Source organism: Stappia sp. BW2, from assembly GCF_008107695.1.
Taxonomy (GTDB): domain Bacteria; phylum Pseudomonadota; class Alphaproteobacteria; order Rhizobiales; family Stappiaceae; genus Roseibium.
In genome coordinates, this window is sequence record NZ_VIRG01000066.1 from 1,375,765 (window position 1) to 1,389,715 (window position 13,951).

At 60.8% G+C, this 13,951-nt stretch carries 13 protein-coding genes and 1 pseudogene; 4 read left to right on the top strand and 10 right to left on the bottom strand.

Going from position 1 to position 13,951, the window contains the following annotated elements:
- Positions 1 to 85: 85 nt before the first annotated feature.
- Together FMN63_RS17795 and FMN63_RS17800 are read left to right on the top strand one after the other, a co-directional pair.
- Positions 86 to 949 (top strand): LysR substrate-binding domain-containing protein, encoded by an 864-nt coding sequence (locus FMN63_RS17795; protein WP_148585429.1) that lies wholly within the window; start codon positions 86 to 88, stop codon positions 947 to 949.
- 131 nt (positions 950 to 1,080) lie between these two features.
- Complete coding sequence (locus FMN63_RS17800) at positions 1,081 to 1,461, top strand: hypothetical protein (protein WP_209001159.1); 381 nt, start codon at positions 1,081 to 1,083, stop codon at positions 1,459 to 1,461.
- A 64-nt stretch (positions 1,462 to 1,525) separates the two neighbouring features.
- On the opposite strand, the gene pcaF is transcribed toward FMN63_RS17800, so the two are convergent.
- Genes pcaF through FMN63_RS17815 form a run of 3 tightly spaced genes read right to left on the bottom strand, consistent with a single transcriptional unit; the run spans position 1,526 to position 4,131 of the window.
- Positions 1,526 to 2,728: a 3-oxoadipyl-CoA thiolase gene (pcaF, locus tag FMN63_RS17805; RefSeq protein WP_148585430.1), complete on the bottom strand. Its 1,203-nt coding sequence runs from the start codon at positions 2,726 to 2,728 to the stop codon at positions 1,526 to 1,528.
- A gap of 1 nt (position 2,729) precedes the next feature.
- On the bottom strand, positions 2,730 to 3,398 hold the full coding sequence (locus FMN63_RS17810; RefSeq protein ID WP_148585431.1) for a 3-oxoacid CoA-transferase subunit B: 669 nt from the start codon (positions 3,396 to 3,398) through the stop codon (positions 2,730 to 2,732).
- 1 nt (position 3,399) lies between these two features.
- Positions 3,400 to 4,131: a 3-oxoacid CoA-transferase subunit A gene (locus FMN63_RS17815; RefSeq protein WP_148585432.1), complete on the bottom strand. Its 732-nt coding sequence runs from the start codon at positions 4,129 to 4,131 to the stop codon at positions 3,400 to 3,402.
- A 202-nt stretch (positions 4,132 to 4,333) separates the two neighbouring features.
- Here FMN63_RS17815 and FMN63_RS17820 point away from each other — a divergent pair, with 202 nt between their 5' ends.
- Positions 4,334 to 5,092 (top strand): IclR family transcriptional regulator domain-containing protein, encoded by a 759-nt coding sequence (locus tag FMN63_RS17820; protein ID WP_148585433.1) that lies wholly within the window; start codon positions 4,334 to 4,336, stop codon positions 5,090 to 5,092.
- A 294-nt stretch (positions 5,093 to 5,386) separates the two neighbouring features.
- Here the strand turns inward: FMN63_RS17820 and FMN63_RS17825 are convergent, their stop codons facing one another.
- The 6 genes and pseudogenes from FMN63_RS17825 to FMN63_RS29735 all read right to left on the bottom strand — a co-directional run.
- Positions 5,387 to 6,880 carry a TIGR01777 family oxidoreductase gene (locus tag FMN63_RS17825; protein ID WP_162530066.1) on the bottom strand — a complete coding sequence of 498 codons (1,494 nt, stop codon included), beginning with the start codon at positions 6,878 to 6,880 and terminating at the stop codon, positions 5,387 to 5,389.
- Between the two features lie 2 nt (positions 6,881 to 6,882).
- Positions 6,883 to 7,530 carry a DUF4166 domain-containing protein gene (locus FMN63_RS17830; protein WP_148585435.1) on the bottom strand — a complete coding sequence of 216 codons (648 nt, stop codon included), beginning with the start codon at positions 7,528 to 7,530 and terminating at the stop codon, positions 6,883 to 6,885.
- 191 nt (positions 7,531 to 7,721) lie between these two features.
- A complete protein-coding gene (locus FMN63_RS17835) occupies positions 7,722 to 8,279 on the bottom strand; it encodes a GbsR/MarR family transcriptional regulator (RefSeq protein ID WP_148585436.1) in 558 nt (185 codons plus the stop codon).
- 89 nt (positions 8,280 to 8,368) lie between these two features.
- Complete coding sequence (locus FMN63_RS17840; protein ID WP_148585437.1) at positions 8,369 to 8,839, bottom strand: MerR family transcriptional regulator; 471 nt, start codon at positions 8,837 to 8,839, stop codon at positions 8,369 to 8,371.
- Positions 8,840 to 8,995: 156 nt separating this feature from the next.
- On the bottom strand, positions 8,996 to 9,769 hold the full coding sequence (locus tag FMN63_RS17845) for an SDR family NAD(P)-dependent oxidoreductase (RefSeq protein WP_148585438.1): 774 nt from the start codon (positions 9,767 to 9,769) through the stop codon (positions 8,996 to 8,998).
- A gap of 108 nt (positions 9,770 to 9,877) precedes the next feature.
- A pseudogene (locus tag FMN63_RS29735) lies at positions 9,878 to 9,955 on the bottom strand (SDR family oxidoreductase); the annotation flags it as partial.
- Positions 9,956 to 9,966: 11 nt separating this feature from the next.
- Here FMN63_RS29735 and dgoD point away from each other — a divergent pair.
- Positions 9,967 to 11,115, top strand: coding sequence for a galactonate dehydratase (gene dgoD, locus FMN63_RS17855; RefSeq protein ID WP_148585439.1), 1,149 nt, complete (start codon positions 9,967 to 9,969; stop codon positions 11,113 to 11,115).
- Positions 11,116 to 11,150: 35 nt separating this feature from the next.
- On the opposite strand, the gene FMN63_RS17860 is transcribed toward dgoD, so the two are convergent.
- Positions 11,151 to 13,826, bottom strand: coding sequence for a bifunctional diguanylate cyclase/phosphodiesterase (locus FMN63_RS17860; protein ID WP_148585440.1), 2,676 nt, complete (start codon positions 13,824 to 13,826; stop codon positions 11,151 to 11,153).
- Positions 13,827 to 13,951 lie beyond the last annotated feature (125 nt).

Genomic DNA, 13,951 nt, shown 5'->3' on the forward strand with positions numbered 1-13,951 from the left:
AAGTTCCGCCAAAAGGAACTGACTGATCTCGACAGGGTCTCCGGGCTTCATTATTGAAGTATGTTCAACTTTCCGGAGATCGATCATGGCGTCCCTGCGCGCGCTTCATGCCTTTTCCCTGCTGGCCCGCCATGGACGCGCTTCGCTTGCGGCGGAAAAGCTCGGCGTTTCGCCGTCCGCCTTGTCCCACCTGATGCGCAAGCTGGAAAACGAGCTCGGGGCGACCCTGGTCAACCGGGACGGACGCGGTCTCACGCTGACCGAAGAGGGCCAGCGGCTGGCGCTGAGCATGGGCGATGCCTTCGACCGGATAGAAGAAGCGGTCGATAGCTTCCGACGGCGCGGGCGCACGGAATTGAGGATCAGCACGGTTTCGACCTTCGCGACCCGCTGGCTGATCCCGCGTCTGCCCGATTTCCAGGCAAACCAGCCGGATGTGGAGTTGCTGTTGTCCGCCTCCACACGGATGATCGATCTGGACCGGGAGAACTATGACTGCGCCATAAGACTGGGCACAGGCAACTGGCCGAGTGTCGAAAGCCACCTCTTGTGGAAGGAACATCTGGCGGTTGCCTTGGCGCCGGCTCTGTTACGCGGCAAGGATGCCGCCGACACCTGCGTCCTGAGCGGTCTCAGACTTCTGCACAGCGCCTCGCGCCGCGGCGACTGGTCGCGCTGGCTGGAGGAAAGTGGTCTCAGCCACCCCGACACGAAGTCGGGAACCGTGCTGCAAAGCCGGGATCTCGCCATACAGGCCGCCATTGCCGGCATGGGCGCGATCGTGATCGACAGGCGCTTCGTCTCCCAGGAACTGGACGCGGGCCACCTGATCATGCCGGACTGGAACCTGGTTGAACTGGAGACCGGCTACTGGTTTGTCCGCTCGCCTGCCCGCACCCTGACCCGCCCTGTCGCTGCGTTCCGTGACTGGCTGCAAACCACTGTCTGAAAACCGGAATTTGCAGCCCACGCTTGCCATTCCTTTCAAAAAGTGCCCCATTATTTGCAGAGGCTGCCAGCTATCCCTTCAAGACAAGGGGCGGGCGCGGCCTTTCAAGAGCATACTTTGGGGGAAGTATTATGCGTAAGGGGCTATTGAGCGCCGTCTTGTTGGCGTTCTCTTTTGTTTATTTTGCTGCTGCCGCAGCACCGGCATCGGCGGAAACGCTGCTCTGGCGGTTTGAAAGCAAACATCCGAACATTGTCGATGTGGAGCTTTATTCCGACACCCGCCGCGGGCACGTCTGGCCGGGCAAAAAGAAGATCTACGTGCTCGACGATTTTTCGACCAAGACGATCAACATCTCCTGCCAGCGCGGCGAGAGGGTCTGCTACGGCGCCTGGGTGCGCAATCGCAGCAATCTTTACTGGGGTGTCGGCTACAAGAACCGCAACCGCTGCTCCAACTGCTGTTACACCTGCAACGGCGGCCAGACCCGCGTGATCGTGCTCAATCCGTGACGCGCGGACGTCGAAACGGCCGGGGAAAACCCGGCCGCTTCCGCATTTGATGGCAAGGCGGTGATCAGACGCTTTCCAGAGCGATCGCGATCCCCTGACCAACACCGATGCACATGGTGGCAAGGGCGCGTTTGGCGCCGCGCTGCTGCAGTTCAAGAGCAGCCGTGCCAGCAATACGTGCACCCGACATGCCGAGCGGGTGACCAAGTGCGATGGCACCGCCGTTCGGGTTGACATGGTCCGCATCCAAGGCAATTCCGAGCTGGCGCAGCACTGCGATGCCCTGGCTTGCGAAGGCTTCATTCAGTTCGACAACGTCGAAATCGGTTGGCTTGATGCCAAGCCGCGCGCACAGCTTCTTGGTTGCCGGTGCCGGGCCGATGCCCATGACGCGCGGTTCGACGCCTGCTGTGGCACCGCCGGAAATGCGGGCGATTGGCGTCAGTCCGTATTTGCGGGCAGCGGCTTCAGAGGCAACGATCAGCGCGGCTGCACCATCGTTGACGCCAGACGCGTTGCCTGCGGTCACACTGCCGCCTTCCCGGAAGGGCGCGCGCAGTTTTGCCAAGGCTTCCAGCGAGGTTGCCCGCGGATGCTCGTCCTTGTCGACGACAACCGGATCACCCTTGCGCTGGGGAATGGTCACCGGCGTGATTTCCTGCGCCAGACGGCCGTTTTCCTGGGCGGCGGCGGCCTTCTGCTGCGAGCGCAGGGCAAAGGCATCCTGGTCTTCGCGGGAGACGCTATAATCTTCGGCAACGTTTTCGCCGGTCTCCGGCATGGAATCGATGCCGTATTGCTTTTTCATCAAAGGATTGACGAAGCGCCAGCCGATGGTGGTGTCATAGATCTCGTTCTGACGCGAGAAGGCGGTTTCCGCCTTGGGCATGACGAATGGCGCACGGGACATGGATTCCACGCCACCGGCAATCGCCAACTCCATTTCACCCGCCTTGATGGCCCGGGCCGCGCTGATGACGGCATCCATGCCCGAACCGCACAGGCGGTTCAAGGTGGTGCCGGGTACGGTTTCCGGCAGTCCTGCCAGCAGCAGGCTCATGCGGGCAACGTTGCGGTTGTCCTCGCCCGCCTGGTTGGCGCAGCCGAAAAAGACTTCCTCAACCGCTGCCCAGTCCATGTTCTGATTCCTCTCCACCAGCGCCTTCAGCGGAATGGCGCCAAGGTCATCGGCACGGACAGAGGACAGCGCCCCGCCAAAGCGGCCGATGGGCGTACGGATATAGTCGCAAATAAAGGCTTCAGCCATTTTACACCTCGGGAACAACAAGATCGGCCACAGCGCCGGGAACAAGAAGCTCTGCGCCGGTGACCGCCTGAAGATCTTCAAGCGACAGTCCGGGCAGTTTTTCACGCAGCACGAAGCGGCCGTTCTCGATGTCGATCACCGCAAGGCTGGTATAGACACGGGTCACGCAGCCGACACCGGTGAGCGGCAGAGAGCAGCGCTTGACCAGCTTCGGCTGTCCTTTTTTCGTGACGTGGTCGGTGATGACGGCAACCCGCTTGGCACCGTGCACAAGATCCATCGCCCCGCCGACCGCCGGAACGCCCTTCGGGCCGGTCGACCAGTTGGCAAGGTCGCCGTTTTCGGCAACTTCATAAGCGCCCAGGATGGCCACATCCAGATGACTGCCGCGCACCATGGCGAAACTGTCGGCATGGTGGAAGAAGGCGGCACCGGGTTTCAGCGTGACCGCTTTCTTGCCGGCGTTTATCAGGTCCCAGTCTTCCGAGCCTGCTTCAGGCGCCTGGCCGAAGCCGAGAAGCCCGTTCTCGGTGTGAAAGATCGCTTCCCGGCCGTCCGGCTGAAACTGGGCGACCTTCTCGGGAAAACCGATGCCAAGGTTCACATAGGCACCGTCGGCAATATCCTGTGCCGCGCGCCAGGCGATCTGATTGTTTGAAAGTTTTTCCATCTCAGGCCTCCAGCGAATAGGCGGCATTGGCGCGATTGAGGTCTTCTTCCTGCAGCGGATCGGCAACCTCCACGACCTTTTGAACGAAGATCCCCGGCGTGACGACGACTTCGGGATCAATCCCGCCTGCATCGACGATCCGACTTGCCTGCACGATGGCTTCCGACGCGGCCATGCACATCAGCGGATTGAAATTCCGGGCCGCCATGCGGTAGGTCAGATTGCCGAAAGTGTCCGCCGTATCGGCCTTCACCAGAGCCACATCGGCCTTCAGCCAGCGTTCCTGCACATACATGCGGCCGTCGAACTCGGCGACCGGCTTGTCCTTTGCCAGATCCGTTCCGTAAGAGGACGGCGTGTAGAAGGCGGGAATGCCCGCACCGCCCGCGCGAATCCGTTCCGCCAGCGTGCCCTGGGGCACCAGTTCCAGCTCGATGCCGCCTGCCAGATACATCTCGGTAAAGACCACCGGGTCGGCAGAGCGCGGGAAGGAGCAGATCAGCTTGTGCACCATGCCCGCCTCGATGAGCGCGGCCAGGCCCACATGACCGTTGCCGGCATTGTTGTTGATCACCACGAGATCCTTGGGATGCCCCGTCTCGCGATAGCGGTCAATCAGCGCATGGATCAGCTCGATGGGAGATCCGGAGCCGCCGAAACCGCCGATCATCACCGTCATGCCGTCCTCTATCCCCGCCACGGCGGTGGCAAGGTCGGAAACCGTCTTGTCCATCATTGTCTCCTTCTCGGGCATCGCCCGAAGCCGCGGCATTCGCATGAGAGCAGGATGTCTCCAAACCTCAGGGCCGGTCCGCTTGCGGGCTGTACAGTGCCAAGGAGATAGCGACGGCAGGTGTCTTTCGTCCAATTGATTTGTGCGATATACTGTATTTGTTTACATATCGCACAAATTAACATCATATGAGACGACACACATGATTGCTGAACGGGATATCATGGGCGGCCTGGCCAAGGGGTTGCAGGTTATCGAGACCTTTACCGCCGACCGGCCCCGTCAATCGATCACCGAGGTCGCGAACGCGTCCGGTCTCGACCGGGCGACCTCCCGTCGGTGCCTGTTGACCTTGGCGCATCTTGGATATGCAAACTGGGACGGCAAGTTCTTCACCCTGACGCCGCAGGTGTTGCGGCTGGGGACGGCCTGCCTTGCCACCATGCCCTTGCCCCGTGTTGTGCAGCCGTTGCTGGACCGCCTGTCGGAACAGATCGGCGAAAGCTCGTCGGTGTCGATCCTTGATGGAGACGAAATCGTCTATGTGGCGCGCGCGGCCCGAACGAAAGTGATGTCGATTGCGCTGATGCCGGGCTCGCGGTTGCCGGCCCATTGCTCCTCCATGGGCCGCATCCTGCTGGCCGCCTTGCCGGAAAGCGAAGCCCGCGCCCGGTTGGAGGCCATGGCCCTGACGGCCATGACACCGAAGACCCTCACAAACGTGGACGCCATTCTGGCCGAACTCACCAGCATCCGCAGCCAGGGCTTTGCCATGATCGATCAGGAGGTGGAACCCGGACTGTGCTCCATCGCGGTACCGGTTCGAAATTCCCACGGCCACACGATTGCCGCGCTCAATGTCGGGTATGCCAGCACGTCCGCCGGGCCGGAAACGGCAAAAGCGGAGTTCCTGCCCGCCCTCCTCAAGATCCAGTCGGAATTGCGCCCGCTGCTGACGTGAGTTTTTTTGGTGGGGGGCGTGAGGATCGTGGCGTCGGCGAAATGCCCCCTCTGGGTCTGCTCCCTCCCCTCTCCTTCGTCATCCCGGCCAAGCAGCGCGCGAGCCGGGATCGGGGAGCCACAGACAATGCCGGCATGTCCTTTGAACGAAAGACCTAGGCTCCCCGATCCCGGATCTTCGCTACGCTTCGTCCGGGATGACGATGGAGAGGGGAACGTGGAAAAGGGGCGGCCGGTGTCTGTCGGCAGCCCCTGTTGATCGCAGCTCGTAGTCCCATGGTCACGTCGCACCCGCTCAAGCCAATGACCGGACCTTTTGTTCTGCGCCGCGCGTTGCCCCCTCCTTCGCGCCCGTGATCACCTGCAGCATTGGGGCTAGTTCCGGGTGGCGAAACCTGAAGCCTGCGGCGACCAGTTTTGCCGGCACGACGCGCTGCCCGGCCAGCATCGTCTCCCGGCCCATATCGCCGAGTGCCGTCGACAAGAGCCAGGCAGGCAGGCGCAGGAATGCGGGACGGTGAAGCGCCTTGGCCAGAGCCTTGGTGAAGTCTGCATTTCGGACCGGCACAGGTGCCGTGGCGTTGACGGGGCCGGTCAGGGTTTCATCGGCCACCGCACGGGCAATGATGCGGACGAGATCGTCCCGCTCGATCCACGACATCCACTGGCGACCGGACCCCATCGCGCCGCCGCCGCCAAATTCGAACGGCGTCAGCAGCTTTGCCAGAATGCCGCCCTCGACACCCAGGACAAGGCCGATCCGCAAAAGAACGACACGCAGACCGTCCTGCTCCAGCGGGCGAGCGGCCTGTTCCCAGCGCGCGCAGACGTCATGAACGAAGGCAGGCTTGAATGAGGCCTCTTCGGTCAGGGTTTCATCGTCGTGCAGACCGTACCAGCCGATGGCCGAACCGTTGATCAGGCAGGCCGGCTTGTTGTCGAGACGCCTGACCAGAGCCTTTAGTGCTTCGGTCATCTCAACGCGTGAGTTGATGATCCGGGCACGTTTTCGGCTCGTCCACAATTCGTTCGCGATCGGATCGCCGGCCAGATTGACGATGGCATCGATACGGTCGGCGTTGTGGATCTGGTCGAGACCGGTAATGACGCGGACGGGATGAGCCAGGTCCTCGGCCTTGCCGAGATCGCGGGTCAGAACCGTGACGAAATGGCCACCTGAGACCAGGGCCTCCACCAGCCGCTGACCAATGAACCCGGTGCCACCCGTGACAAGGATATGCCGGCGCGGCGGCAGGGCCGCGACCAGGCCCGCCGGGTCAGGCCGGGCGAGCCTGTCGCTGCGTGCGGCGGCAAACAGATCCCGTGCACTGAAGAGACCCACCCCGAGCGCAGACACGGTGGCAAGCACACTCCACCAGCCATAGCTGACGGGGATCAGCGCGCTTGGCAGGAACGACCAGTGCCAGAGCACCGGCGCGGCCAGAGCCAGGATCGCGCCATAGTTCAACGCGAGCAGCGTGTGATTGATCCGCTCGGTCCAGGGCAGCTTGCGGGTCATGTCTTCCTCGACAAAATCCCAAAGCGTGATCAGCACTTCTGCAACAAGGATCGTGGTCAATAGAACAGTGAAGACCCCATGCGGCTCCACCCAGCCAAAGCAGAGGAAGATCACCGCATAGAAGAAATTGCGCACACCGTGCAGTCGTAGTTCGGTTTTCTGCGACGCGCGCCATGCCAGACGCTCGCTGCCTTCGTGGTGCACGAGCGTATCGAATGCGCCCATGACTATCTGGATGGAGATCAACGTCCAGAGAACGGGATTATCCATGATCAAGTCTCCATGTCATGAAAGAGCGCGTCCTGGTGAACCAGTTCGCCGAAAACGCCGCTCTTGAGGGAAAGGGTGAACAGAAAACGGTCCTGACCGAGGTCCCGATGGGTGATCGTCAGGGAGCCCGGCCGGAGCCAGGCGGGCAACCGCAGCCGCCACTGTCCGGCTTGCAGGAAATAGTGATCGCTCTCGAAAATGAGACCATCGGCAAGGGCGCTCACGCGCAGAGCCATGCCGATGCCGGCACCGATGTATTCCTCGATACCCGTCGGGCCTTCGAACCGTTTGGAGCTGTAGATCACCTGAGGAAAGCCCGAGGCACGCCCGTATTGGCGGATCCAGAACTGGCCATCGCTGGCAATATCCTCGGTGACGGAAACAACAGCCGGCTGATTGAGCGAGGATCTGTCATAGGGAAGTGGACCACCGACGAGCCGCGCGAGCTGCGCCAGAATGGCACCGGCAAGGTTCATCCGCATGGACACGACCAGACCCTGATAGACAACACTGGCCCCGCCGCTCAGACGTTTGCCGAACCGGCGGCGAACCGCGGCAGGCAGCCGGTGCCAGGCTGCTTCTCCCAGGAGATCGCGAAATCGGTAGTCACCAGCTGCAGGTCTCTCCAGAGCGGCACTTGCGTTTCGCATTTCCAATCCCTCCCGTTGTATCGGTTATTTCTGTATAAAGAGAAATAAGTTCGCAAAAAATTTTGAACGTGAAACCGGGTGGCAGGCCTCATGGCGTCTCACCCGGTCGGTGTATCGTTGCCCGGTGCGTCCGCGTTACCTCCCCAGACGCGCCGCGGGCTGAACGTACAGAGGGCAAGAGGCCCTGCTGGTCAGTCCTTCTTGCCGCCGATCTTGAGCAGCGAGAGAACCTTGTCGCCCATCTTCATCAAGCTGGAGAGTTTGGACTTCGGTACGCTCAACATCTGCTCCGACCAGCGGTCGGCCGTCGTCAGAAACTGATGCATCTGCTGCATCCGCTCCAGCGCAACAGGATCCAGCGCCTTCTCCTTTTCCGCCTGGCGCACGCAGATATCAATGGCACGGATCGCCGGATCGATCTCCCGTTCCTTGCGCCCCTTCGCTATCAGCAGGGCCATTTCCCAGACGTCGGTTTCAGCCACGAAATGCTCCCGGCGGTCACCGGCCACCGGCACCCGCTGGATCAACCGCCATCCGACCAGCTCCTTCAGGGAGTTGGAGACATTCGACCGCGCGATGCCCAGTTCCTCGGAAATCTGCTCCGCGTTCATGGGGGCCGGGCTAAGAAACAGCAAGGCGTGGATCTGCGCCACCGAGCGGTTGACGCTCCACTGGCTGCCCATATCCCCCCAATAGAGGATGAATTGTTCTTTTGCCGACGGATCGGCCTTGTCGGTAATTTCTGTCATGACAGAAATCTGTGACGAAAATCAGCTGATGTCAATGACGAAGTTCTTCAGTGGGTGAGGCGAGTTTCAAAAAGGGGCAAGATCGCCGGTCAGCGCCCGCTTGCATGAGGCTCAAGATCGGTATGGTGCCCACCGGACGCGCTAGGACCACGGCCTGATAGAGAGGTGCCTCCCCGAGCTTGTGCGTCGACCTTTTCCTCTGTCCGGACCGGGGAAACGTCCTCCAATACGGCCAGACGGTCGAGAATGGCTTTCCGTTTGGCTTCAAGATCGGCGGTGAGCCGGTCGATGTGCTCGAGCTTTTTCAGGAGCTGCGGAATACCGCCCTCGCAAGGCCCGGCCCCTTCGTCGGAGAGACATGCGGCCATCGCACGAATTTCTCGCGTTGAAAAACCCGTGGCGATGAAATCGCGAATCCGGCCGGCCCGGCGAAGGTCCGCGGCGCTGTAGCTGCGATAACCGTTTTCCGAGCGACGGGTTTCCATTAGGCCCGACTTTTCATAGTGGCGCAGCATCCGTTCCGTAATGCCAAGCCGTTCGGCTGCTTCCTTGATCTGCATGTCGACCCCTTTCCTCGCCGGTCTAGCACCTTGACGCTAGTGTCAGGGTCAATCCCTGTTTTTTCAGGAACACTCGGACCAGATCCTCAGGTGGCGAAGGACATCCTCGGCATCAAGAGGAGGGTGCCCACTGATTTGGTGTTTGACGGGAGACCCTCAAACGCCCTGGCCGCGGAGCGACCAGCCACCATCAATCGTGATCACCTGTGCGGTCAGCCACTCGTTATCAGAACTGCCGAGCTGCAGGATCCATGGAACTAGATCGGAGGTCAGTCCGCGCCGCCCCAGAGGAACCTGTGCTGCTTCGGTTTCCTCGATGGTTTGCGCGACTTCCGGCGGCAGACCCATCATGCCAGTGAGCGCGCCGCTCTTCACAGGGCCGGGAGAGACGGCATTCACCCGTACTCCGTCACCGGCCAGCTCAATGGCCCAGGAGCGTGTCAGATGCTCAAGCGCCGCCTTGGTGGCCGCATAATGCGCCAGACCCGGCGCCGCATTCTGCGAGACTGCGGTTCCGATGTTGACGACTGCCCCCTTGCTGTCCCGCAAGGCCGATTGGGCTTCCTTTAACAGAAGGGATGGCGTAACGATGTTCACCGCACAGATTTGCGAAAGCGTCTCGGAATCATAGGCCTCGATAGGCAGCGGTCTGCCCGCGCCTGCATTGTTGACGACAAGGTCCAGACGGCCCCATCGGCCCATTGCCACCTCGACGGCACGTCGGCTGCCGGCTGGATCGGCGCTGTCGACTTGCACGGCCTCGATCGCCGCACTCTTGCCTGCAACACCGGCAAGCTTTGCAGCATCACGCCCCGTGATGACCACATTCGCGCCCTGCCTGGTCAATGCCAACGCGGTCGCCTCTCCGATCCCAGAGCTTCCGCCAGTCACGATGGCGACCTTGCCCTGCCAGTTTGTTCGTTTATTCATCTTGGCTTGCTTTCCTGAAATAACACCTGCGCAATGCGCGCCAGGCCGGTGTTAGCCGGTTGACGTTAGTGTCAAGGTCAAGCCCGATTTTTTGAAGAAGTCCCCGCCTCAGGCCGGGTGCTGCTGGACACTGAGGCCACCGTCGACCGTCAGGCATGCGGCGTTCATGAAGAGGCATTCGTCGGAAGCTTATCAAAATGAAGATCACCAAATTCACGACCTATACCGTGCCGCCGCGCTGGCTGTTCCTGAAGATAGAGACCGATGAGGGCGTCACCGGCTGGGGCGAACCCGTCGTCGAAGGCCGCGCCATGACCACGGAAGCAGCCGTGCATGAGCTTGCCGACTATCTGATCGGCAAGGATCCCTTCCTGATCGAAGACCATTGGACTGTGCTATATCGCGGCGGTTTCTACAGGGGCGGCGCCATTCACATGAGCGCCCTTGCCGGGATCGATCAGGCCTTGTGGGACATCAAGGGAAAGGCCCTTGGGCAACCGGTTCACTCTCTCCTCGGCGGGCAGGTGCGCGACAGGATCAAGGTCTATTCCTGGATCGGAGGCGACAGGCCTTCCGAGCTTGCGGACAATGCCAGACAAGTGGTTGAACGCGGATTCAAGGCGCTGAAAATGAACGGCTGTGCCGAGCTGCAGATCGTCGACAGCAATGCGCGGCTGGACAGGGCCGTGGAGGCCATCGCGAGCGTGCGCGAGGCCGTAGGTCCGGACATCGGCATTGCGGTGGACTTCCACGGGCGGGTGCACAAGCCCATGGCCAAGGTGCTGGCCCGGGAACTCGACCCGTACAAGTTGATGTTCATTGAAGAGCCGGTGCTTTCGGAGAACCGGGAAGCTCTTCGGGACATCGTCAATCACACGTCGACACCGATTGCCCTCGGCGAAAGGCTCTATTCCCGCTGGGACTTCAAGTCGGTTCTGTCCGACGGCTATGTGGACATCATCCAGCCGGATCTGTCTCACGCGGGCGGGATCACGGAATGCCGCAAGATCGCGGCCATGGCCGAGGCCTATGACGTTGCGCTTGCGCCCCATTGCCCGCTTGGGCCCATTGCCCTTGCGGCCTGTCTTCAGATCGATGCGGTGTCCTACAATGCCTTCATCCAGGAACAGAGCCTCGGCATCCACTACAACCAGTCCAACGACCTGCTGGACTACATCACCAATGCAGAAGTCTTCGCCTATGCGGACGGTTTTGCCGCGATCCCCCAGGGGCCAGGTCTTGGCGTCGAGGTGAACGAGGCGTATGTCATCGAGCGGGCCAGGGAAGGTCATCGCTGGCGCAACCCGATCTGGCGTCACGAAGACGGAAGCCTCGCCGAGTGGTGAACTGGGCGGCCTTCAACGAATATGGGCGGAGCGTCTCAGGACGCCTCGCGCCACCGTTCTTCGCGGACGAACTGCATCAGTCTCTCGGAGGGCATTGCCGGTGCAAAGGCATAGCCCTGCAGGGTGTCGCAGCCCAGGTCACGCAGGATCCTGGCATGCTGCATGGATTCCACCCCCTCGGCGACAACTTTGATGCCGAGCGACTGACCGATTTCGATGATCGATGCGACGAGGCGGCGCTGGCTTTGCGAATGGGTGATGGGAATGACGAGCTGGCGGTCGATCTTCAGCCGTTTCGGACGCAGGTGAATGAGGCTGACGATGGAAGCGTAGCCGGTGCCGAAGTCGTCGATCTCGATATCGACGCCCATCTCCCTCAAGTGGTCGAAGTTGGCCTCGATGAGATCATTCTTTTCGTCCAGGAAGATGGATTCCAGAAGTTCGAAGGACAGCGACCCCGGTTCAAAGGCAAGCCCTTCGAGGCTCTGAACGAGCTGGACGTCGTTCAGCCTGCTCGCTGAAACATTGACCGACATTTTCGGAATATCGATCCCGGCCGCTTTCCAGCGTGTGGACTGCCACAGCGTCTGTTCGAGGATGAGCCGGTCGATCAGATGGACCACGTTGAGTTCGTCGGCCGTTTTCAGAAATCTGTCCGGTGTCAGAACACCCTCGGTCGGGTGGTTCCAGCGCGCCAGCGCCTCGACGCCGGTGATGGCCAGCGTTCTGGCGTCGAACTGTGGCTGGAAGTAAGGCAGGAACTCCTGACGCTCCAGTGCAAAGAGAATGTCATCGGCGACGTTCTTGTTGTGCACGATTTCCGACTTCAGCGTGTCGGAGAAGAATTCGTACCGGTTGCGACCGTTGCTCTTGGCCCGGTAGAGGGCAATGTCCGCATCGACCAGCAAATGCCGGCCGTAGTCACTCAACGTCGTATCGGCCATGGCGATGCCGATGGACACGCCAAAGCGGCACTGGTGATTTTCGAACGGAACCGGTCGGCGCATCTGCGCGATGATCCTGTCCGCCCGGGCAGCCAGGCTTGCTTCATCTGCCGGTTCGGTGATGGCGATGACAAATTCGTCGCCGCCAATGCGGGCGACAAAGTCGCTGGCGCTGACGTTTTCCTTCAATACCGAGGCCGCGTGCGTGAGCATCGCGTCGCCGGCAGCATGACCCAGTGTATCGTTGATTTGCTTGAAACGATCCAGATCGATATGCAGGAGCGCCGTCGGTTTTTGCGGGGCTTCTTCATCCAGAAGCTCCTGGTCCAGAAACCGCCGGTTCGGAAGCCCTGTCAGACTGTCGTGGAGAGAATAGTGCTCCATCAGCGCCCGGGCATCTTCCAGTTCGCGGTTCCGGTCCTCGGCATTCTGCTTGGCTTTCAGCAAGCGGGTCTTGAGCTGAATATCCCGGGAGACGTCCCAATTGACGCCGAGAATGTATCGCTGGCCACGGGTATTCTTATGGATCGCGCCGATGGCACGGATCCAGCGAATGGACCCGTCTCGAAGAACGACCCGGAAGTCCGATTGGTAGGTCCCGCCGGTTTCGATCGCCTCCCGGTACTCCTGTTCGGCGCGTTCCAGATCCTCAGGATGCAGACGGTCGACCCAGACGTCGTATTTCGACGTGTCGTGACCTTCCGGGATATCGTAGAGTTCCCGCATGCGGCTGTCCCACGCCAGCGCACCGGTCTCCATGTTGAGTTCCCAGATACCGATCTTGGAGGTATCAAGCGCCAACTTCAGGCGTTTGGACAGGCCTTCCATCTGGACCTGTCGGCGCTTGAGTTCGCGAATATGCCCGCGCCGCTGGTCGTAGAGCTGCCCCGCAATGAAGATCGGTAGCAAAACAAGAAGCCCACCGGCCACAGTCAGCAGCCGTACCCTCCAGGTGCTGGCGGGCATCGCCGACCAGCCACCGCGCGGGACTGCGGCGATCTGCCAGCGGCCGGTCGGCAGGATGACATCCGACAATACCGGCTCCTGCTCCATGATCGTCTCGTCGCCGAAGAAAACGGTCTTGTCCGTCCTGTTGGCGTCGCGGCCCAGAATGGCGACTTCAACCGGCAGGGCCGGATCAAGCAGCCCGCTGTCCGCGTAGAGACGGTCAGCATCGACCACAGCAGCCACGAGACCCCACAGGCGCCGTGTGCCGTCTTCGGTCGTCGTGAAAACAGGAAAGCGCGCGATAAAGCCCGTACCGCCCTGCAGCAGATTGACCGGACCTGCCAGCACCATCTCACCGGAATTGACAGCCCGCAGGGCTGTATCCCGCTGCGGCACGTTTTTCCGGTAATCGAGGCCAAGTGCCTTTACGTTCCCCTCCATCGGGTGCATCAGCCTGATGACAAGATCAGGTGCGCCCGAAACATTGCGGAGCTGCGAATGTTTGCCGATGAGGCTGCTGGCAATGCGGCCAAACTGGTTCTGGTCGATGTCCGGCTGGGTTGCGATCAGCGCAACCAGGCCACGGACGAGCTGTAGATTGCCGTTGATGTTGCCTTCCAGGCGGGCACGAACAACACCCAGTTGTTCGGCAACATTCGCACGAGCATGTTGCAGATGAACGGACCGCTTCTGGACTTCCCAGAATATTCCCGCCGAAGCGATAACCGCAATGGCTATGGCCATCGCCGAAATACTGGCCACGCTGGGTCGTGTCAGAAACTGCCTGGCTTCAATTTTGGGAAAAAATGACTTCGGCATCTCATCTCGTAAGGTCGAGAAATCTTAACATGCGACAGATGGGGACATCGCAGTCCTGGCTTTCGAGCGAGAATAACTTCAAAACCAAAACAAATACCTAAAGAGCACCTTACAGTTTGACGGAA